The sequence below is a fragment of the Streptomyces iconiensis genome (assembly GCF_028657195.3).
GTDB lineage: Bacteria > Actinomycetota > Actinomycetes > Streptomycetales > Streptomycetaceae > Streptomyces > Streptomyces iconiensis.
This window is the reverse complement of record NZ_JANCPR020000016.1, coordinates 51,823-72,300: the sequence shown is the minus strand read 5'-3', so window position 1 is coordinate 72,300 and position 20,478 is coordinate 51,823. Positions and strand designations below refer to the sequence as shown.

The 20,478-nt window shown below is 70.4% G+C and carries 21 protein-coding genes; 12 read left to right on the top strand and 9 right to left on the bottom strand.

Annotation, left to right across the window (positions count from 1 at the left end; all coding sequences use genetic code 11):
• Positions 1-51: 51 nt before the first annotated feature.
• The 8 genes from NMN56_RS17680 to NMN56_RS17640 all read right to left on the bottom strand — a co-directional run bounded on the left by NMN56_RS17680 (position 52) and on the right by NMN56_RS17640 (position 6,439).
• A complete protein-coding gene (locus NMN56_RS17680; RefSeq protein ID WP_274040432.1) occupies positions 52-759 on the bottom strand; it encodes a bifunctional 4-hydroxy-2-oxoglutarate aldolase/2-dehydro-3-deoxy-phosphogluconate aldolase in 708 nt (235 codons plus the stop codon).
• Positions 756-2,228, bottom strand: a complete 1,473-nt coding sequence (locus NMN56_RS17670; protein WP_347178608.1) for a DgaE family pyridoxal phosphate-dependent ammonia lyase — start codon at positions 2,226-2,228, stop codon at positions 756-758. The genes NMN56_RS17680 and NMN56_RS17670 overlap by 4 nt, the downstream gene beginning before the upstream one ends.
• A gap of 98 nt (positions 2,229-2,326) precedes the next feature.
• Positions 2,327-3,094, bottom strand: coding sequence for a DUF4310 family protein (locus tag NMN56_RS17665; RefSeq protein WP_274040431.1), 768 nt, complete (start codon positions 3,092-3,094; stop codon positions 2,327-2,329).
• Positions 3,095-3,110: 16 nt separating this feature from the next.
• Positions 3,111-3,902 carry a DUF4311 domain-containing protein gene (locus tag NMN56_RS17660; RefSeq protein ID WP_274040430.1) on the bottom strand — a complete coding sequence of 264 codons (792 nt, stop codon included), beginning with the start codon at positions 3,900-3,902 and terminating at the stop codon, positions 3,111-3,113.
• Between the two features lie 143 nt (positions 3,903-4,045).
• Positions 4,046-4,381 (bottom strand): DUF4312 family protein, encoded by a 336-nt coding sequence (locus tag NMN56_RS17655; protein ID WP_274040429.1) that lies wholly within the window; start codon positions 4,379-4,381, stop codon positions 4,046-4,048.
• Entirely contained in the window at positions 4,378-4,779 is a 402-nt protein-coding gene (locus tag NMN56_RS17650) for an SFCGS family glycine-rich protein (RefSeq protein ID WP_274040428.1), read from the bottom strand. The genes NMN56_RS17655 and NMN56_RS17650 overlap by 4 nt, the downstream gene beginning before the upstream one ends.
• 83 nt (positions 4,780-4,862) lie before the next feature.
• A complete protein-coding gene (locus tag NMN56_RS17645; RefSeq protein ID WP_274040427.1) occupies positions 4,863-5,255 on the bottom strand; it encodes a hypothetical protein in 393 nt (130 codons plus the stop codon).
• Positions 5,252-6,439, bottom strand: a complete 1,188-nt coding sequence (locus NMN56_RS17640; protein ID WP_274040426.1) for an amidohydrolase/deacetylase family metallohydrolase — start codon at positions 6,437-6,439, stop codon at positions 5,252-5,254. Before NMN56_RS17640 ends, NMN56_RS17645 begins: the two co-directional genes overlap by 4 nt.
• 134 nt (positions 6,440-6,573) lie before the next feature.
• Here NMN56_RS17640 and NMN56_RS17635 point away from each other — a divergent pair, with 134 nt between their 5' ends.
• Positions 6,574-7,470 (top strand): IclR family transcriptional regulator, encoded by an 897-nt coding sequence (locus NMN56_RS17635; protein WP_274040425.1) that lies wholly within the window; start codon positions 6,574-6,576, stop codon positions 7,468-7,470.
• A gap of 543 nt (positions 7,471-8,013) precedes the next feature.
• Here NMN56_RS17635 and NMN56_RS17630 read toward each other — a convergent pair.
• Complete coding sequence (locus NMN56_RS17630) at positions 8,014-8,838, bottom strand: C40 family peptidase (RefSeq protein ID WP_274040424.1); 825 nt, start codon at positions 8,836-8,838, stop codon at positions 8,014-8,016.
• A gap of 724 nt (positions 8,839-9,562) precedes the next feature.
• On the opposite strand from NMN56_RS17630, the gene NMN56_RS17625 reads away from it, so the two are divergent.
• The 11 genes from NMN56_RS17625 to nuoK are packed head-to-tail and all read left to right on the top strand — an operon-like array spanning position 9,563 to position 20,459.
• Positions 9,563-9,922 carry an NADH-quinone oxidoreductase subunit A gene (locus tag NMN56_RS17625; protein WP_274040423.1) on the top strand — a complete coding sequence of 120 codons (360 nt, stop codon included), beginning with the start codon at positions 9,563-9,565 and terminating at the stop codon, positions 9,920-9,922.
• A gap of 14 nt (positions 9,923-9,936) precedes the next feature.
• Entirely contained in the window at positions 9,937-10,491 is a 555-nt protein-coding gene (locus tag NMN56_RS17620; protein ID WP_274040422.1) for a NuoB/complex I 20 kDa subunit family protein, read from the top strand.
• A complete protein-coding gene (locus NMN56_RS17615; RefSeq protein ID WP_274040421.1) occupies positions 10,488-11,252 on the top strand; it encodes an NADH-quinone oxidoreductase subunit C in 765 nt (254 codons plus the stop codon). Before NMN56_RS17620 ends, NMN56_RS17615 begins: the two co-directional genes overlap by 4 nt.
• Entirely contained in the window at positions 11,252-12,631 is a 1,380-nt protein-coding gene (locus NMN56_RS17610) for an NADH-quinone oxidoreductase subunit D (protein ID WP_274040420.1), read from the top strand. Before NMN56_RS17615 ends, NMN56_RS17610 begins: the two co-directional genes overlap by 1 nt.
• A 26-nt stretch (positions 12,632-12,657) precedes the next feature.
• Positions 12,658-13,365: an NADH-quinone oxidoreductase subunit NuoE gene (gene nuoE / locus NMN56_RS17605; protein WP_274040558.1), complete on the top strand. Its 708-nt coding sequence runs from the start codon at positions 12,658-12,660 to the stop codon at positions 13,363-13,365.
• Entirely contained in the window at positions 13,365-14,714 is a 1,350-nt protein-coding gene (nuoF, locus tag NMN56_RS17600) for an NADH-quinone oxidoreductase subunit NuoF (protein WP_274040557.1), read from the top strand. The genes nuoE and nuoF overlap by 1 nt, the downstream gene beginning before the upstream one ends.
• Positions 14,711-17,254, top strand: coding sequence for an NADH-quinone oxidoreductase subunit G (locus NMN56_RS17595; protein WP_274040419.1), 2,544 nt, complete (start codon positions 14,711-14,713; stop codon positions 17,252-17,254). The genes nuoF and NMN56_RS17595 overlap by 4 nt, the downstream gene beginning before the upstream one ends.
• A complete protein-coding gene (gene nuoH, locus NMN56_RS17590; RefSeq protein WP_274040418.1) occupies positions 17,251-18,639 on the top strand; it encodes an NADH-quinone oxidoreductase subunit NuoH in 1,389 nt (462 codons plus the stop codon). Before NMN56_RS17595 ends, nuoH begins: the two co-directional genes overlap by 4 nt.
• Positions 18,632-19,303 (top strand): NADH-quinone oxidoreductase subunit NuoI, encoded by a 672-nt coding sequence (gene nuoI / locus NMN56_RS17585; protein WP_274040417.1) that lies wholly within the window; start codon positions 18,632-18,634, stop codon positions 19,301-19,303. The genes nuoH and nuoI overlap by 8 nt, the downstream gene beginning before the upstream one ends.
• Positions 19,300-20,163: an NADH-quinone oxidoreductase subunit J gene (locus tag NMN56_RS17580; protein ID WP_274040416.1), complete on the top strand. Its 864-nt coding sequence runs from the start codon at positions 19,300-19,302 to the stop codon at positions 20,161-20,163. The genes nuoI and NMN56_RS17580 overlap by 4 nt, the downstream gene beginning before the upstream one ends.
• Positions 20,160-20,459, top strand: a complete 300-nt coding sequence (nuoK, locus tag NMN56_RS17575) for an NADH-quinone oxidoreductase subunit NuoK (protein WP_274040415.1) — start codon at positions 20,160-20,162, stop codon at positions 20,457-20,459. Before NMN56_RS17580 ends, nuoK begins: the two co-directional genes overlap by 4 nt.
• Positions 20,460-20,478 lie beyond the last annotated feature (19 nt).

Here is a 20,478-nt window from a genome sequence, read left to right as displayed (position 1 = left end):
CCCCGGCCTCCCGGCTCCCCGGCCACCCGGGCGCGGTCAGCGGGCGGTTGGTCAGCCAGAGGTGTCGGCGGTGGCTGTCGGGCCCGCGGTGTCGAGGTGCGCGCGGAGGCGTTCGACGGCGGCGGGGATGTCGCCGCTCGCGGTGAGGTCGCTGCCGATGCTCACGGTGAACGCTCCCGCAGCGAGCCACTCGCCCGCGTTGGCCAGCGTCACCCCGCCGGTCGCCATGATCCTGGCCCCCGGCATGACGGAGAGCAGGGACTTCAGATACGGCAGACCGCCCACGTGTGCGGGAAAGAGCTTGGCGACTCCGCGCTGTGCGGAGGCACGCAGTTCTGTGGGGCTCAGCCCGCCCTCGACGAAGAGGCGGTCGGCGGCGTCGGCCACCGGGCGTACCTCGGGCACCTGGAAAGGGCTGACCAGGAAGGCGGCGCCTGCGGCGAGCGCGCTCTCGGCGACGGTTGCCGAGGTGACCGTGCCGAGCCCGACGGTTGCCCCCGGCTCATCGCGCGCCCAGGCCGCCACCAGGTCCTCCCAGCCGGGCGTGGTCGCCGTGAACTCGAAGGTGCTGATTCCGGCCGCGAGCAGCGTCCTGGCCAGCGCGTCGGCCGCCTCGGCGTCGGCGGCGCGGACGGTGGGTACGATCCGCGCCCGTTCCAGGTGACCGACGACGGAGCGGACGGCCGGGCCGAGAGCCGCGTCTGTCGGGTCGGGGCTCGACGTGCCCGTGCCCGCGTGGTCCGTGTGCCGGGCCGTCATGCGGGGGCCGCGATTCCGGTGAGGGTGTTGAGCACGGCTTCGGCGTCGTCGCCTGTGGCGCGGAGCACGATTTCGTCGCCGTAGCGGATGCTGAGGGTCAGCACGGAGAGCACGCTGCGGGCGGGTACGGGCCGCCCCTCTGTTCCGGAGTCGACGCGTGCGACGGTGACTTCGGCCGTCGTACGCGCTGCCGCCTGCGCGAAGGCGGCGGCCGGGCGGGCGTGGAGGCCGGCCTCCTCGGTGACCTTGAGACGGCGCTCGACGGTTGCGGCGTGCCCCGCTTCTTCGTCCGTACCCGGTGCGCCGTCCCTGTCGCCGTCCCCGTCCCCGTTCCCGTTCATCTCCCCCTTGCCGTCCAGCAGGTGGGTGAGGCGCTGGGCGAGGACCTCTTCCTCGTCCGGGGTGAGGGAGCGGGGGTCGATGGCCAGTACGCCGTTGTCCGCGAGGTGGTCGCGGAGGAAGACGGGCGGGGTGCCGGCGCGGAGTTCGGCGCCCAGGGCCGCGGCGTCCCGGCCGGCGCGGTCGGGGTCGACGGTGAGGCGGGCGCGGTGGATGTCGCGCCCCGCCTCGTCCCGTACGACGTCGGCGGTGACGCCGGGCAGCGTGCCCAGGCGTGCGGCGAGGCGGGCCATCCGGTCGCGCTGCGCGTCCCGTTCCTCGCGTGAGCCCGCGCCGGCCCCGTGCGCCGTGTGCTCCCGTACCGCCCGTACGAGACCGAGCACGGTCTCCTTGCCGACCTTCATGGGCCTGGCGATCCCCGCGTACTGGGCGCGGCAGGCTTCGATCAGCGGTGCCGGCCCGCAGATCAGCCCCGAGGTGGGGCCGCCGATGGCCTTGCCGCCGCTGTAGATCACCAGGTCGGCGCCGGTTCGGGGCCAGGCGCGCAGGTCGTCCTCGGCCGCCGCGTCGAGGATCACCGGCAGGCCGTGCGCGTGCGCTACGGCGACGGTTTCGGCGAGCGGGAGCATGCCCTTGCGCACCGCGTGATGCGACTGCACATGGAGCAGCGCCACCGTACGGTCGGTGATGGCGCTCTCCAGGTGCTCGCGCCGCACCTTGTTGGCCGCGCCCGCCTCGACGGCCGTACCGCCGCCCAACGCGATCATCTGCCGTACGGGTGCGCCGAAATGGACGGCGTGGCCCTTCTGGAGCACCACCTCGTGCGGCCGGTCCGCGGGGTCGGGCAGCCGCTCGATACGGGCGAGGTCCGTGCCCGCGATCAGCGCGGCGACCGCGATGGCGATACCGGAGGCCGCGCCCGTGGTGGGGCAGGCGTCCTCGGTTCCGGTGGCGCGTGCGAGTTCGCGGCCGGCGGCGGCCAGCAACTCGTCCATCACGACGTGGCCGCGCGCGGCCTCGCCCATCGCGGCGATGACGGGCTCGCTCAGCCTGCTGCCGCCGAGCGCCGTCATCTTCCCGTTGGCGTTGAGGGCCGGGTGCAGGCCCAGTTCGTCATAGAGCGTACTCATGGTGCCCTTCGTGTCTGTGCGCGTGTCTGTGGGCGCGGGTGCGTGGGGCTGACCGGGGGTGTGGGGTCTCGCGGGCGGGGGTGCGGGTGCGGGGGCGTTCACTTGCCGGTGATCGGGAAGAAGAGCCCGAAGAGCATCGCGCCGAGGATCGCTCCGCCGGTCAGCGGCTTCTTCCACCAGTAGAAGAGCAACGCGCCCAGCGTGGAGCCGAGTCCGACGGGGATGGAGGCTGTGGCGGCGGCGATGATGACGAGTGGGCCGAGATACCGCCCGGCCGAGTTGCCCGCGCCCATCATCACGTCGGCGCCGAACGTCGAGGTGCCGCCGGAGGAGTTCACCGTGACGCGGCGGATGGCCAGCACCAGCCAGCCGATGGCCAGTCCGAGTACGGCGCCCGTGGGGAGCGCGAGCCAGAAGTGCTCCAGGGGCGCGGTGATACCGCCGGCCAGCAGCATCGCGGGAATACCGATGCCGACGCCGGTCTGGAGGGAGCCGCCGATGTCGAGGATGCCGACCATGGGCCCCTCGATGATCCGGGCGAAGAGGAAACCGGCTCCGAAGGCGGCAGCCGCACCGTAACTCCCGCCGTCCATACCGGCCTTGAGCAGCGCGGTGACGGCGACCTCGTTGAACGCGCCCGTGTTGTAGACGTAATAGAGGTGTGTGCCGGCGAAGATGCCGGCGGCCAGGGTGGCGACGAAGAGGGGGAAGGCACGCTCCGAGAGCCAGAAGCTGCCCTCGCCCGGCACCTTGCCGCCCCCGGACTTGGCCTCGGCCTTGGCCTTGGCTGTGCCGGTGCCTCCTCCGGAACCGGCGCCTCCTTCGGGACCGGGAGCCGCCGCGGCGCCCGTTTCCGCATGGGACATACGTCTGCCCTGCCTCTCAGTCCGTCGGGGTGGTGCCGGTGGTCTTGTGGAACTGGGCCAGCCAGTCCGGGACATGGACCTTCATCTGTTCCAGCAGCTGGAGGTCGACGCCGCGCAGGATGCCGCTGATGACGAAGAGCGCGATCACGGCTCCGACGAGGACGCGGGTCAGCCGGGTCCTGCCCAGGTCGTCCAGCGCCTTGCCGACGACGATGCCCAGCACGATGCCGGGCACGGCGTTGCCCATCACGACGTGCGCGAGGCCGCCGAGCACGGTGCCCCAGCCGCCTGTGCGCCGTCCCGCGTCGATGGCGGCCATCCAGAAGATGATCGGCATCACGGGGTTGATCAGCCATTCCGAGGCCGGACCCAGCACCTCGGCGGCGACCTTCTGGAGCGAGCCGGGCACAGATGCCGCGCTGGTGTTCAGCACCGAGATCAGCACCATGCCGACTCCCGCGCCGCAGAAGGCCATGCGCCGCGGATTGTGCAGGGTCTCCGCGAGGTTGCGGTTCTTGGCCATGGACAGCGCGGCTGCCCAGTGCGGCACGATGCGGTGGTCCACGTCGCCGGTGAGCGCGCCGGCGCCGACCGCGCTGGCCCAGGCGTTGAAGAAGAAGCCGAAGCCGAACGAGAAGTGGGCGATGGGGTCGTTCTCACAGGCGTTCAGCTCACCGAGCGTCCGGAACGCGCCCATGCCCTGCACCTTGGGCGCGTGGAACATACGGGCCACACCCGCCGAGGCACCGAAGCCGATGAGCGCGCCGATGACGGCCGACTCCATCAGGACGATGAGGGTCTGGGGCAACGGGATTCACCTCGCGGAGTCGGTCACGGACGGGCCGCTGACGGGCCGGTGACCGGTGCGGTTCAAGGGGATTCGGGGGCCGCCGTCGCTCCCCGCGAGACGGTGGCGGAGACGGCGGTGTAGACGCCGCAGGAGACGGCCGCTCATCTCATGTGCAGCGCGTGTTGGACCGGGGTGAGCCGCTCCTCGCGCACGGTGAAGTCGAGTGCGTCCAGATCCAGGGACGCCACGCGCACCTCGATCTTCAGCGTCAGCTCGAAGCGCTGACGGGTCCTGGCGAAGAGCAGCCCGAGAAACCGTTCCGTCCACCGCCGCTCCACGGCCTCGACGACCTCAAGGCCGACGGGCTCGACGCGGAAGCACACCCCCGTCGTCCTCGCGCCCGCCGCGCGCTGCACCTGCCCCATGGCATCGGCGAACGCCTTGTGCCGCGTGGGCCCCGAACCGGTGAGCCTCAGCACCTGAGCCGTGTGCTTCATGCGGTCTCTCCCAGCTTCTTGAGCAGCGCCTCGGTCACCGCGTAGCCCAGCTCCTCGCTGTCGAGGAAGCCGAAGCCGAGGACCGTACGGCCCTGCTCGACGGCCGTCACCCCGGCCTGGGCCGAGCGCATGCCGAACTCGATCTCGTGCCCGTACTTCGCCTTCGCGGTCACCGCGCCCGCGCCGCCGCTGCCGCAGAAGGAGATGCCGAGCGCCGCTTCCTCGGCCGCCATCACATCGCCGACCTTCATGTCGGCGCCTGGGCCAGGTATCAGCACGGGTTCGCCGCCCGCGGCGCGAATACCGTCGGCGACTGCCTGTCCCTTGCCCAGCCGGTGCCCGATCACGATCTTCACTGTCATGGTCCCGTTCCCCTTGTCGTCTCTCGTCTCATCCATCGCATCGGCTGTCGCATCGGCTGCCGCTTCGGCTCTGATGTCCGGTCCGATGTCTGGTCTTCTGTCCGGTCGCGTGCCCCGTCTCATGTCGGGTTCTCGCAGGTGTCGCCGCTGCGCCTGGCCACTTCGAAGTGGAGGGCGAGCAGCAGGACTTCGCTGTCGGGTGCGGTGTAGCCGCGTGGTCCGCAGTAGGTGTCGATCAGGTGCCGGGCAGCGGCCAGCCGGTCGGCGGGCACCTCCGTGTACAGCTCGTCGCCGAGTGGGTCCAGGTACTCGCCCCCGCGTACGCGCCGCGCGAAGGCGAGGCAGTGCACGGCGACGGCCAGCAGCCGTTCGTCGTCGAGGGCGAGGCCCTGCTGATCGGCCTCGTACTGGACGAGCGGCAGCAGCTCGCCGAGGTCGGCGCGGTCGGCGGCGTCCACGGGCGCGGAGCTGTCCGCGACGGTCTCGGCCAGCCGCTCGGTCAGGTGGATCATCCGGCGGGCTCTCCTGTGGGGGTCGTCGGTCGTGCGGTCGTGGGGGAGGCCGGCGGTGCGTCCTGCCGTACGGGGTACGGAACTCCCGCGCGTACGACGGCGTACGGGACGAGCGACCTGCGGCCCTCGCGCCGCTCCCCGGTGGCGTCGGTGAAGGTGACGGGCGCCTCGCGCAGCCGCAGCAGGCTGAGGTCGGCGGCGGCGCCGGTGCGCAGCGTGCCCAGTTCGCCGTCGAGTCCGAGCACCCGCGCCGCCCGCGTGGTGGCGCACGCGAGCACCTCCGTGAGGGGCATGCCGAGCGCGAGCAGCTTGCTGAGGGTGCTGGTCAGGGAGTGCACGGGCCCGTCGACATTGCGGCAGTGCAGGTCCGTACTGGCGGTGTACGGCCGGATACCGGCCTCCAACGCCCGTTCCGCCGTACGGAAGGCGAAGCTGGCGCTCCCGTGCCCGACATCGAAACGGACGCCCCGCTCGACCGCGGCGCCCGCCTCGGGGAGCAGCCCGGCCGGCCCGAAGAGGCCGCCGTCCTTGCCGTGGAAGGCGTGGGTGACCACGTCACCGTGCCCGAGCAGGTCCAGGACGTCGGCCAGCGCGGGCGGTTCGTTGCCGACGTGCACCATCACGGGGAGGCCGTGGGCGCCTGCGGTCTCCTTCGCGGTGCGCAGCGGCGCGAGCCCGCTTCCGCCGAGCACGGAACGGCTCATCCGCACCTTGATGCCGCGCACGGTGCCGCGGTGTGCGGCGAGCACGGCCGACGTACCGGCGGTGTCGATGTCCCGTGCGCCGCCCGCGAGTTCACGGTGGCCCCGCACGAGCCCGTGCCGGGAGATGTTGAGCCAGCTCAGGACGCGGGTGACGGCGCCGGCCACCACGTGGTCCCTGAAGTGCGGCCAGTCGTCGCTGCCGCAACTCCCGGCGTCCACCACGGTGGTGACGCCCTGTCGCACGCCGACCGCGTCGGCGTCGACGCCGAGTCCTGTGCGGTCGGCGTAGACGTGGGTGTGCAGGTCGATGAGTCCTGGCGTGACCAACAGGCCGTCCGCATCGAGGGTTTCGCGGCCCTGGAGGCTGCCGGGAGCGCCGGTGGCCGCGATACGGCCCTCGTGCACGGCCAGGTCGCCGGGCTCCGTCGTACCGCGCTCGGGGTCGGCCAACAGGCCGCCTGAGACGAGGAGTTCATACATGGACGGCTGCCTTTCGCAAGCGTGGGTGAGAGGGCACGATGCGTCTGCGGAACCGACCAGCCGTTCCGTAGAGTAGATTGACGTTCCGGAGAACGGATCGCAGGCAAGCTAACCGGATGGGGTGCGGAGGGTCAATGGATCGCGAGAAGCCGGTGCACGCCGAGAAGCCGGCGCGGGCTGAGAGCTCGGCGCGCGACGGGAACCCTGTGCGTGACGGGAACCCCGTGCGCGACGCCAGCTCTGCGCGCGGCGGCAGCCCTGTGCAGGTGCGGGCCGGTGACGCGGTGCAAGCCGGGCACGCCGTAAATTCCGTCGCGAAGGCGCTGCGCGTGCTCCAGGCGGTCGCGCGGCCCGAACTCCCGCACCGTCTCAAGGAGATCGCGGAGTACGCGGGCGTCTCCAAGGCCAGCACGCACCGCATCCTGGCCACCCTCATCGAGGAGGGCTACGCGGTCGCCGACGGCGAGGGCCGCTACGGAACGGGCTTCCAGCTGCGCGCCCTGGCGGCACAGGTGCTCTCGGACGACGCGGTCGGCATCGACGCCGTGCTGCGCGCGCTCCAGCAGCGGCTGGGCCAGGCCGTGCACCTCGCGGTGCTCAGCCGTGACCACGCCACCTACACCCACAAGGTGGACCCCGGCCACGCGTACCGCATCGCGACGGAGGTGGGGATGGCGCTGCCGCTGCACGCCAGCGCGGCGGGCAAGGTGCTCCTCGCGCACCTTCCAGGCGCCGAGGCGGAGGAACTGCTCGACCGCACGGGCCTGCCCGCACGCACGCCCCGCACCATCACCGACAGGCCACGCCTCCAGCGGGAACTGGCCGGGATCCGCGAGGCGGGTTACGCGGCGGAGTACGAGGAGGCCGACGCCAGCGTCTGTTCCCTGGCCGCACCCGTACTGGACGCGGACGGCTATCCGATGGGCGCCGTGTCCGTCTCCTCGCTGGTCTTCCTGGTCACCGAGGACCAGCTCCGCGAATTCGCGCCCGCGGTGCGCCAGGCGGCGGAAGAGGTCTCCCGGCGACTGTGAGGCGCCCAGCGCGCCATGGGACGCCATGAGGCGCCCAGCGCGCCATGGGACGCCATGAGGCGCCCAGCGCGCCATGGGACGCCGTGAGCGCCACGGGAGGCGACGGGGGCGGCCCGGGGGCGTCCGGCCTGGAGCCGCCCGCTGTACCCGCTTCAGCGACGCGTGCCGGGCTTCACGGGCGTCGGCGTGCACCGGCCGTTCACGGGCGGACGCGTGCCGGCCTTCACGGGCGTCCGTACGCGTCGGCCTTCGCGGGCGTCCGTACGCGTCGCGCTTCATGGGCGTCCGTACGCGCCCGGCCTCACGAGCATCGGCGCGGCGCCGGCCCCACGAACGTTCCGGGTGCGCCCGCCCTCACGAACGCCCCGTGTACGCCAGGCCCGCGAACGCCCCCCCCGTGCGCCAGACCCGCGAACGGCCCCCGTACGCCAGGTCCACAATCGCCCTCCGTCCGCCAGGCCGCGAACGCCCCGTGTGCGGGCACGCGAAGGGCCCCACCGCTCCGTCGTGCGGTGGGGCCCTTCGCCGTGTGGGGTGAGCGCGTCAGAGGACGCGGACCGCGCCGGTGGGCTGGTCGTAGCTCATGGGGCGCTCGACGACGCCGGTGGAGGAGTTCTGTGCGCCGATGAACTTGCCGCCGCCGACGTACACGCCCACGTGGTAGGCGCTGCCCGCGCTGCCCCAGTAGAGGAGGTCGCCGGGCTGGAGGTTGTCGAGGGAGACGGGGGTGCCGGAGGTGGACTGCGGCTGCGAGGTGCGCGGCAGGTCGACGCCGACCTGCTTGAAGGCGGCACCCGTCAGCCCCGAGCAGTCGTAGGCCGAGGGGCCGGTGGCACCCATGACGTAGGACTTGCCGACCTGCGCCTTGAGGAAGTTGATGACAGTGGAGACGTTGCCGCCCTGCGGCGCCGAGGCGGTGCTGATCGAGGCGCGCTCGGTGGAGCGCGAGGCGCGGTCGTCGGTGGACTGCGTCGCGGCCTGCTTCTGCGCGACGGCACGGGCCTTACGGGCCGCCTCCGCCTTGCGCGCGGCCTCGGCCTTCGCCTTCTCTTCCTTCTGCTTGTGCTCCTGGGCCTGCTCCCGCGCCTCGGAGGCGGCGGAGGACTGCGCCTCCTGAAGCTCGTACTGCTGCGCGGTCATCTGGAGCGATTCGGCCGCGCGCGAGGTGGAGTTCGCCAGGTCGCCGGAGAGGGTCGGCATCTCGACGGTCTCGGTCGGTGCGTTCTTGTCAGCCGCGAGGGCCGGGGTCGCCGCCGCGGTGAGAGCGATGGTGCCCATGACGCCGCCCGTCACACCCGCACGCAGCGCCGTATTCATCTTGCTGGAGCGGGGCTTCCGGTGGCTGGGTATCTGAGCTTTCGGGGACATGGGGGAATGCCTAGCAGGCGCCCGAGCCTCAGCTCAACAATCGTGCGATGCGCCACAGTCGTCGCGGACACGGCCAGTTGGCCGTCCCAAAGGCGTCCGACGAGCGTCACCTTCCCGTGATCATTGCCCAACTACGGGGCTGTGACCATGCAGTTGTCCGCAATGCCGGAATTTTGATCACGGCAATATCACGGGCCTACGGCGCACGCAAAGATGTCAGCGGCTGCCGAGTTCCCGAGTGGCGCAGCTCACATCGACAGGCTCAACTCTTCGCATGAAGGGGACATTGAGTACGCATTACCCATCTCGGCGCTCTCACACCTTCTTGAGCGTGGCTTGTGCCGGTGTTCACGACCGCACGAGCGGAGGCCAGGCGTCTAGCAGGCGAATGTGTCCAGCGCGAATTTGCCGGTGCAGGCTCAGGCTTGATAAAGCAACCCGCTCCTACCCCTTGTGAGCACCAGGAGTTGATCACCAGTGGTGATCATCCGTGGGCTTTGCGTATGAAGATTTACGACCATCCGACGGGATGATTCACCGTCAGGTGGTGGAGATCACAAAGCAGTTGTCGTACCCCGTGTCGCAGATCACAGAGCCCCGGGCTTAAGATGCCTGCGAACAGGGCTTGTGAACTGCCTCACATAGGAGCGATCTTCGTGCGGTGGGTCGGGGGCCCAGCGGTCTGCCGGCAGTCAGAGTCGACGCCTGGAAGGAGACGGGAGCGGTGAACGTCTACACACCAATCCTCGTACTGGGAGCCCTCGCGGCAGCGTTCACGGTCTTCTCCGTGGTCGCCGCCTCACAAGTGGGCCCCAAGCGCTACAACCGGGCCAAGCTGGAGGCATACGAGTGCGGCATCGAGCCCACGCCGCAGCCAGCCGGAGGCGGACGCTTCCCGGTGAAGTACTACCTGACGGCGATGCTCTTCATTATTTTCGACATCGAAATCGTCTTTCTCTACCCGTGGGCCGTCCATTTCGACTCCCTCGGGATGTTCGGGCTCGTCGAAATGCTGGTCTTCGTCGCCCTCATCGGTATCGCGTATGCCTATGACTGGCGGCGCGGCGGCCTGGAATGGGATTAGGGGCAGGGTAAGCAATGGGACTTGAAGAGAAACTGCCGAGCGGATTTCTGCTGACCACCGTCGAGAAGCTGGCGGGAGCGGCCCGTAAATCGTCCGTTTTCCCGGCGACCTTCGGACTCGCCTGCTGCGCCATCGAGATGATGACGACGGGTGCTGGAAGGTACGACCTCGCGCGCTTCGGCATGGAGGTCTTCCGCGGCTCGCCGCGCCAGGCGGACCTGATGATCGTGGCCGGGCGCGTCAGTCAGAAGATGGCGCCCGTTCTGCGGCAGGTCTACGACCAGATGCCCAATCCCAAGTGGGTCATCTCCATGGGCGTGTGTGCCTCGTCCGGCGGCATGTTCAACAACTACGCGATCGTTCAGGGTGTCGATCACATCGTGCCCGTCGACATCTATCTGCCCGGCTGCCCGCCGCGCCCCGAAATGCTTCTGGACGCCATTCTCAAGCTGCACGAGCAGATCCAGCACTCGCCTCTCGGCGTCAATCAGCGCGATGCGGCCCTTGAAGCGGAGGAAGCGGCGAAGAAGGCGCTCCCGACGATCGAGATGAAGGGGCTCCTGCGATGACGGACAAGAAGGGGAACGGCCCCGCCAACGGCACCCCCGGACACGCAGCCAACGCAGCCAACGGGGCAAATGGCTCCGTACCGAAGCAGCAGAACGAGGCGGGGGAGGTCATCGGCGTACGGCGCGGCATGTTCGGCGCCAACAACGGCGGCGACACCTCCGGCTACGGCGGCCTGGTGCGCACCGTGCGACTGCCGGGCGCCAGTTCCCGCCCGTACGGTGGCTGGTTCGACGAGGTGGCCGACGAGCTGGAAGGGGCGCTGGAGGAGCAGGGGCTGCTTCCCGGGAACGCCATCGAGAAGACCGTCGTCGACCGCGACGAGCTGACCTTCCACATCCACCGCGAACACCTGCTCCAGGTGGCCCGCACCTGCCGCGACGACCCGGCACTCCGCTTCGAGCTGTGCACCGGGGTCAGCGGTGTGCACTTCCTGGAGGACAAAGGGCGCGAGCTGCACGCCGTCTACCACCTGCGTTCGATCACCCACAACCGGCTGATCCGGCTGGAGGTCACGGCGCCCGACGCCGACCCGCACATCCCCTCGGTCGTCGAGGTCTATCCGACCAACGACTGGCACGAGCGCGAGGTCTACGACTTCTTCGGGCTGATCTTCGACGGGCACCCCGCGCTCACGCGGATCATGATGCCGGACGACTGGCAGGGCTTTCCGCAGCGCAAGGACTACTCCCTCGGCGGCATCCCCGTCGAATACAAGGGCGCCCAGATTCCCGCTCCGGACCAGCGGAGGTCGTACTCATAATGTCCCACCCGTCGCCCGACCGCCCCTCATCGAGCCCCTCCGGGGCGCAGCAACCGACCCAGCACGCCACGGCAGGCATTCGGGAGACCACCGAAGGCACCGTCTACGACGTGACCGGCGGGGACTGGGACGAGATCGCCGCACACGCCGCCAAGAGCGACGACGAGCGGATCATCGTCAACATGGGCCCGCAGCACCCGTCCACACACGGTGTGCTCCGGCTGATCCTGGAGATCGACGGCGAGACGGTCACCGAGGCCCGCTGCGGCATCGGTTATCTGCACACCGGCATCGAGAAGAACCTCGAATACCGGACCTGGACGCAGGGCACCACCTTCGTCACGCGCATGGACTACCTCACGCCGTTCTTCAACGAGACGGCGTACTGCATGGCCGTCGAGAAGCTGCTCGGCATCGAGGACGAGATCCCCGACCGCGCCAACGTCATCCGTGTGCTGCTGATGGAGCTGAACCGGCTCTCCTCGCACCTCGTCGCCATCGCGACGGGCGGCATGGAGCTGGGTGCGACCACGGTCATGATCTTCGGTTTCCGCGACCGCGAACTGGTCCTTGACCTCTATGAGTTGATCACCGGACTGCGGATGAACCACGCGTACATCCGCCCCGGAGGGCTCTCCCAGGACCTGCCGCCCGGCGCCGTCGACGCGCTGCGCGAGTTCATCAAGAAGATGCGCAAGAACCTGCCGGAGTACGACGCGCTGTGCACCGGCAGCCCGGTCTTCAAGGCCCGCCTCCAGGACATCGGCCACCTCGACCTCGCGGGCTGCATGGCCCTCGGCGCCACGGGCCCCGTCCTGCGCTCGGCCGGACTCCCGCACGACCTGCGCAAGGCCCAGCCGTACTGCGGATACGAGACGTACGACTTCGAGGTGCCGACGGTCGACACCTGTGACTCCTACGGGCGCTTCCTGCTGCGCCTGGAGGAGATGCGCCAGTCGCTGCGGATCGTCGAACAGTGTGTGGACAGGCTGGAGCCGGGACCCGTCATGGTCGGCGACAAGAAGATCGCCTGGCCCGCGCAGCTCGCGCTCGGCCCCGACGGGCTCGGCAACTCCCTCGACCACATCAAGAACATCATGGGCACCTCGATGGAGGCCCTGATCCACCACTTCAAGCTGGTGACCGAAGGCTTCAGGGTGCCACCTGGCCAGACGTACGCGGCCGTCGAGTCGCCCAAGGGCGAGCTGGGTGTGCACGCCGTGAGTGACGGCGGTACCCGCCCGTACCGCGTGCACTTCCGCGACCCCTCCTTCACCAACCTTCAGGCCATGGCGGCGATGTGCGAGGGCGGCCAGGTGGCCGACGTCATCGTCGCCGTCGCATCCCTCGACCCCGTGATGGGAGGCGTCGACCGGTGACCAACGTCGAGATCGGCATCCCGCAGATGCCGGCGCCCGCCTACCCCGACGACGTACGGGAGCGGCTGGAGGCGGACGCGCGCGCGATCATCTCCCGCTACCCGGACAGCCGTTCGGCGCTGCTGCCGATGCTGCACCTCGTCCAGTCGGAGGAGGGCCATGTCACCCGCACAGGACAGCGGTTCTGCGCCGAACTGCTCGACCTGACGACGGCCGAGGTCAACGCGGTCGCGACCTTCTACACCATGTACCGCCGCAAGCCCTCGGGCGACTACCAGGTCGGCGTCTGCACCAACACGCTCTGCGCGGTCATGGGAGGCGACGCGATCCACGCCTCCCTCCGCGACCACCTGGGCATCGGCGACGGCGAGACCACGCCCGACGGCAAGGTCACCCTCGAACACATCGAGTGCAACGCGGCCTGCGACTTCGCCCCCGTCGTGATGGTCAACTGGGAGTTCTTCGACAACCAGGACCCCGAGTCGGCCAAGCGGCTCGTGGACGACCTGATCGCGGGACGCGAGGTGGCACCCACCCGCGGGGCCCCGCTGTGCACCTTCAAGGAGACCGCCCGCATCCTCGCCGGCTTCCCCGACGAGCGCCCGGGAGCCGTCGCCGCATCCGGCGGTGCCGGGCCCGCCTCGCTGGAGGGGCTGCGCCTGGCGAAGGGCGAGACGGACAGCCCCCGCGTCGTGGCGCCGCGTGACGCCGGGTCAGCCGAGGAGGAAGCATGATGACAGCCGATTCGCTCTCCCCCGAAAAGCTCCTCACACCGGTGCTCTCCTCCTTCTGGGACGAGCCCGAGCCCTGGACGCTCGCCACGTACAGGCAGAACGACGGCTATGCCGGACTGCGCAAGGCGCTCGCCATGGACCCCGACGACGTCATCGCGTACGTCAAGGAGGCCGGCCTGCGTGGGCGGGGCGGCGCCGGCTTCCCCACCGGCATGAAGTGGCAGTTCATTCCGCAGGGCGACGGCAAGCCGCACTATCTCGTCGTCAACGCCGACGAGTCCGAGCCGGGCACCTGCAAGGACATCCCCCTCCTCTTCGCCAATCCGCACTCCCTCATCGAGGGCATCGTCATCGCCTGTCACGCGATCAGGTCGAGCCACGCGTTCATCTATCTGCGCGGCGAGGTCGTGCCCGTGCTGCGCCGGCTGCACGAGGCCGTACGCGAGGCGTACGGCGCCGGACTCCTCGGCAAGGACGCGCTCGGCCCCGGCAAGGACCTGGAGCTGACGGTGCACGCGGGCGCCGGCGCGTACATCTGCGGTGAGGAGACCGCGCTGCTCGACTCGCTGGAAGGCCGCCGCGGGCAGCCCCGGCTGCGACCCCCCTTCCCCGCCGTCGCGGGTCTGTACGCATGCCCCACAGTGGTGAACAACGTCGAGTCCATCGCCTCGGTTCCCGCCCTCATGAACAAGGGCAAGGAGTGGTTCCGTTCGATGGGAAGCGAGAAGTCCCCCGGCTTCACGCTGTATTCGCTCAGCGGACACGTCGCGCGCCCCGGCCAGTACGAGGCCCCGCTCGGCATCACGCTGCGCCAACTCCTCGACATGAGCGGCGGCATGCGCCCGGGACACCAGCTGAAGTTCTGGACGCCCGGCGGCTCCTCGACCCCGATGCTCACCGGGGACCACCTCGATGTGCCGCTCGACTACGAGGGCGTCGGCGAGGCCGGCTCCATGCTCGGCACCAAGGCGCTCCAGTGCTTCGACGAGACCACCTGTGTGGTGCGGGCCGTCACCCGCTGGACGGAGTTCTACGCCCACGAGTCCTGCGGCAAGTGCACGCCGTGCCGCGAAGGGACGTACTGGCTCGTGCAGTTGCTCAGGGATATCGAAGCAGGCAAGGCGACGGCGTCCGATCTGGAGAAGATCGAGGACATCGCCGACAACATCAACGGCAAGTCCTTCTGCGCGCTCGGCGACGGCGCCGCGGCGCCGATCTTCTCGTCGATGAAGTACTTCCGCGAGGAGTACGAACAGCACCTTGAGGGCCGCGGCTGCCCCTTCGACCCCCGTAAGTCCACGGCCTGGGCCGACAAGCCCGACTCCGCTCACCTGGAGGTGAACGCGTGACCGTCACCACTCCTGCCACCTCCTCCGGCGGAGGGGAGGCGCCGGTGCCGCCGGAAGACCTGGTCTCGCTGACCGTCGACGGTGCGGAGATCAGTGTCCCCAAGGGCACCCTGGTCATCCGCGCCGCCGAGCAACTCGGCATCGAGATCCCGCGCTTCTGCGACCACCCGCTCCTCGAACCCGCCGGCGCCTGCCGCCAGTGCATCGTGGAGGTCGAGGGACAGCGCAAGCCCATGGCGTCGTGCACCATCCAGTGCACCGACGGCATGGTCGTCAAGACGCACCTGACCTCCGAGGTCGCGGGCAAGGCTCAGCGCGGGGTGATGGAGCTGCTGCTCATCAACCACCCGCTGGACTGCCCCGTCTGCGACAAGGGCGGCGAGTGCCCGCTCCAGAACCAGGCGATGTCGCACGGTGGCGCCGACTCCCGCTTCGAGGGCAAGAAGCGCACCTACGAGAAACCGGTCGCGATCTCGAAGCAGGTGCTGCTGGACCGCGAGCGGTGCGTCCTGTGCGCGCGCTGCACCCGCTTCTCTGAGCAGATCGCGGGCGACCCCATGATCGAGCTGCTGGAGCGCGGCGCGCTCCAGCAGGTCGGCACCGGCGAGGGCGACCCCTTCGAGTCGTACTTCTCCGGCAACACCATCCAGATCTGCCCGGTCGGCGCGCTCACCTCGGCCGCCTACCGGTTCCGCTCCCGGCCCTTCGACCTCGTCTCCTCGCCGTCCGTCTGCGAGCACTGCTCCGGCGGCTGCGCCACGCGTACGGACCACAGGCGCGGCAAGGTCATGCGCCGCCTCGCGGCCACCGACCCCGAGGTCAACGAGGAGTGGCTCTGCGACAAGGGCCGCTTCGGGTTCCGCTACGCGCAGCGCCCCGACCGGCTCGCGACCCCGCTCGTGCGGGGCGAGGACGGCGAACTGGCGCCCGCCAGCTGGCCCGAGGCGCTGGAGGCCGCGGCGCGCGGGCTCGAAGGCGCGCGCGGGCGTGCCGGAGTGCTCGCGGGTGGGCGGGTCACCGTCGAGGACGCCTACGCCTACGCCAAGTTCGCGCGGATCGCGCTCAGGACCAACGACGTGGACTTCCGTGCCCGCGTCCACTCGGCCGAGGAGGCCGACTTCCTCGCGGCGCACATCGCGGGACGCGGCCGTGACCTGGGGGTCGGCTCCCGGACGGAGTCCGGGGGAGGGGGCAGTCTCACCTACAGCGCCCTTGAGGCGGCCCCCACCGTGCTGCTGGCCGGGATCGAGGCCGAGGAGGAGGCGCCCGGCATCTTCCTGCGGCTGCGCAAGGCGTGGCGGACCAAGGGCCAGCGCACCTACGCGCTCGCCACGCACGCCACCCGGGGCCTGGCCAAGGCGGGCGGCACACTGCTGCCTGCCGCACCCGGCACCGAGACCGAGTGGCTGGACGCGCTGGCGGGCGGCGTAGGGCTGGAGGCCGAGGGCACGGCAGCGGCCGAGGCACTGCGGGCCGAGGGCTCCGTGCTCGTCGTCGGCGAGCGGCTCGCCGCCGTTCCCGGCGCGCTCACCGCAGCCGCCAGGGCCGCCACGGCGACCGGCGCCACGCTGGTGTGGGTGCCGCGCCGCGCGGGTGAGCGCGGCGCCATCGAGGCCGGCGCCTTCCCCGCGCTGCTGCCGGGCGCCAGGCCCGCGACCGACGCACGGGCACGCGACGAGGTGGCGCGGGCCTGGGGCGTTGCCGAACTCCCGGCCACCTACGGGCGTGACACCTCGCAGATCATCGAGGCAGCCGCGACCGGCGAGCTGTCCGCGCTGGTCGTCGGCGGTGTCGGCGTCGAGGACCTGCCCGACCCCGCGCGGGCCGTCGAGGCGCTGGACGCGGTCGGCTTCCTCGTCAGCCTGGAGCTGCGTCCCGGGCCCGTCACCGAGCGGGCCGACGTGGTGCTGCCCGTCTCCGCCGTCGCGGAGAAGTCGGGCACCTTCCTCAACTGGGAGGGCCGCGCGCGGATGTTCGAGCCCGCGCTGAAGCCCGACCAGATGACCCGCCGCCACGTACAGCCCGACGCGCGCGTCCTCACGATGCTCGCCGACGCGCTCGACGTGCACCTGGGGCTGCCCGATGTCCGTACGGTCCGCGCCGAGATGAACCGGCTCGGGTACTGGGGCGGCAACCCTGTCGAGCAGCAGTCGCCGCCGGTGACCGCGGCACGCCCGGTGCCGCAGCCGTCCCGTGGCGAGGCCGTACTCGCGGGCCACCGGCTGCTGCTCGACCGGGGCAGGCTCCAGGAGGGCGACGAGGCGCTCGCCGGTACCCGGCACGAGGCGCTCGCGCGGCTCTCGCCGGCCACGGCTGCCGAGGCCGGCGTCAAGGACGGCGAACCGCTGACCGTCACGGGCCCCCGGGGCGAGACCAGCCTGCCGCTCAAGATCACGCCGATGCCCGACCGTGTGGTGTGGCTGCCGCTCAACTCGGCGGGCGCCGGCGTGACAGCGGACACCGGGGCGCTCCCCGGTGACGTGGTCCGTATCGGCGCCGCTTCAGCGCTCCAGGAGACACCCCAGGAGGTAAGCGCATGAGCGCCGTACCGCAGACCCTCGCGGCGGAGGATCTGTCGATGTTCGGCCATGATCCGTTCTGGCTGATCGCGATCAAGGCGGTCTTCTGCTTCGCGTTCCTGATGCTGACCGTGCTGATCTCCATCGTCTTCGAGCGCAAGCTCGTCGGCTGGATGCAGCTGCGCATCGGGCCCAACAGGCACGGACCCTGGGGCATGCTCCAGTCGCTCGCCGACGGCGTGAAGCTGATGCTCAAGGAAGACATCGTCGTCAAGGGCTCCGACAAGGCCGTCTACGTACTGGCGCCGATCATCGGCGCCGTACCGGCCTTCATGGCCATCGGTGTCATTCCGTTCGGGCCGGCGGGCAACGAGATCTCGATCTTCGGAACCCGTACGACGATGCAGCTCACGGACATGCCGGTGGCGGTGCTGTTCATCCTCGCCAGCTCGTCCATCGCGGCGTACGGCGTGGTGCTGGCCGGCTGGTCGTCCGGCTCGACGTATCCGCTGCTCGGCGGCGTGCGTGCCACGGCCCAGATCATCAGCTACGAGATCGCGATGGGGCTCAGCTTCGCCGCCGTCTTCCTGTACTCCGGGTCGATGTCCACCTCGACGATCGTCGGGGCACAGGCCGACGGCTGGTTCGCGTGGCTGCTGCCGGTTTCCTTCCTGATCTACATGGTGTCGATGGTCGGCGAGGCACACCGCGCGCCGTTCGACATGCCGGAGTCCGAGGGCGACCTCGTGGCGGGCTTCCAGACCGAGTACAGCTCGATCAAGTTCGCGATGTTCATGCTCACCGAGTACGTCCACATGGTCACGGTCTCGGCGCTCGCGGTCACCCTCTTCCTCGGCGGCTGGCGTGCGCCCGCGCCGATCTCCACCTACTGGGAGGGCGCCAACCACGGCTGGTGGCCGATGCTCTGGTTCATCGGCAAGGTCGTCGTGATGCTCTTCCTGTTCGTATGGCTGCGCGGCACGCTGCCGCGCGTGCGCTACGACCAGTTCATGAAGCTGGGCTGGAAGGTCCTCATCCCCGTCGCGCTGGTCTGGCTGATGCTCGTGGCCACCGTGCGCGCCATGCGCAACGAGGGCTACGCCTACAGCGAGGTCGTCTACTGGGTCGCGGGCACCGCGCTCGCGCTCCTGCTGATCACCTTCGTCGTCGACTTCTTCCGCGGCGGCGGCGAGGAGGACGAGGAGCCCGAACAGGCGGCATCCGACGTGCCGTTCGACCCCATGGCAGGTGGCTACCCCGTGCCGCCACTGCCCGGCCAGAAGCTGCCACCCGTACCCCGCCGTCCCTCGCGCGCCGCACGTGAGCGCGAGCCTGTCGCCGCTGGGCCCCCGGGAACCGCCGGGACCGCCGGAAGTACCGAAGAAAGGGGGACCGAAGATGCCTGACAACCCCGTGGCCGGCTTCGGCGTGACCTTCAAGGGCATGTTCAAGAAGCGGCTGACCGAGCAGTACCCCGAGTACAAGAAGCCGACAGCGCCCCGCTTCCACGGCCGCCACCAGCTCAACAGGCACCCCGACGGGCTGGAGAAGTGCATCGGCTGTGAGCTGTGCGCCTGGGCCTGCCCCGCCGACGCCATCTACGTCGAGGGCGCGGACAACACCGAGGAGGAGCGGTACTCGCCCGGTGAGCGCTACGGCCGCGTCTACCAGATCAACTACCTGCGCTGCATCCTGTGCGGCCTGTGCGTCGAGGCGTGCCCGACCCGCGCGCTGACGATGACGAACGAGTACGAACTCGCCGACTCCTCCCGCGAGTCGCTCATCTACACCAAGGAACAGCTCCTCGCGGGCCTGGAGGAGGACATGGTCGAATCGCCGCACGCGATCTTCCCCGGCATGACGGAGAAGGACTACTACCAGGGCCTGGTGACCGAGGCAGCGCCCGGCACGGTGCCGCAGACACGGACGGACACCGGCGTACCGCAGGAGTCGGCCGAGACCTTCGGCCCCGCCGAGCCCGCCGCTTCCGCAGCCGCGAGCGGTGCGGCGGCCGGGCGCGGCCCCATGACGGGCGGTACCGAGACCGGGGCAGGGGAGGGCGAACGATGAACACCCTCGCCGCCACCTCCACCTCAACGGGCGAAGCCGTCCAGTTCTGGGTGCTGGGCACGGTCGCGGTGCTCGGCGGCCTCGGCACGGTGCTGATGCGCCGTGCCGTCCACAGCGCCCTGTGCCTCGCGGCGACGATGATCATCCTCGCGATGTTCTACCTCGCGAACGGCGCCTACTTCCTCGGCGTCGTCCAGATCGTCGTCTACACCGGCGCGGTCATGATGCTGTTCCTGTTCGTGCTGATGCTCGTCGGCGTCAGCGCTGCCGACTCCCTCAAGGAGACGCTCAAGGGCCAGCGCTGGCTGGCACTCGGCTGCGCGCTCGGGCTCGGCATCCTGCTGATCGCGGGCATCGGCCAGGCGTCCGTCGGCAGCTTCACGGGACTGGGCGCGGCCAACGCCGAGGGCAACGTGCCCGCGCTGGCCACCCTCCTGTTCACCAAGTACGTCGTCGCCTTCGAGGTCGTCGGCGCGCTGCTCACCGTCGCAGCCGTCGGCGCCACGCTTCTCACGCACCGCGAGCGCATCGAGAAGACCAAGAGCCAGCGCGAGCAGGCCGAGGAGCGGGTGCGGGGCGGCAAGCAGCTTCCCCCGCTGCCCGCACCCGGTGTCTACGCCCGGCACAACGCCGTTGACAGGCCCGGTCTGCTCCCGGACGGGACGCCCGCCGCGATCAGCGTCAGCTCGACGCTGCGTGAGCGCGGCCAGATCCGCGAGGTCAGCACCGAGCAGATGGCGTCCCTCGCGGCGCTGGAGCAGCGCACGGCGGAGTACCACGGCCAGCCCACCACCCCGCAGGGGCCGACGGCCGAGGCCGAGGGCGACTCAGCGCCGGAGCCCGAGGAGGCCGCCAAGTGAGCCCCATCAACTACGTCTACCTGGCAGCGTTGCTGTTCACCATCGGCGCGTCCGGCGTGCTCGTCCGGCGCAACGCCATCGTGGTGTTCATGAGCATCGAGCTGATGCTCAACGCGGCCAACCTGACGCTGGTCGCCTTCTCCCGGATGCACGGCAACCTCGACGGCCAGGTCATGGCGTTCTTCGTCATGGTCGTCGCCGCGGCCGAGGTCGTGGTCGGCCTGGCGATCATCGTGATGCTCTACCGCTCCCGCCACTCGGCCTCGGTCGACGATGCCAGCCTGATGAAGTTGTGAGGGGTACGAACCAGTGGAT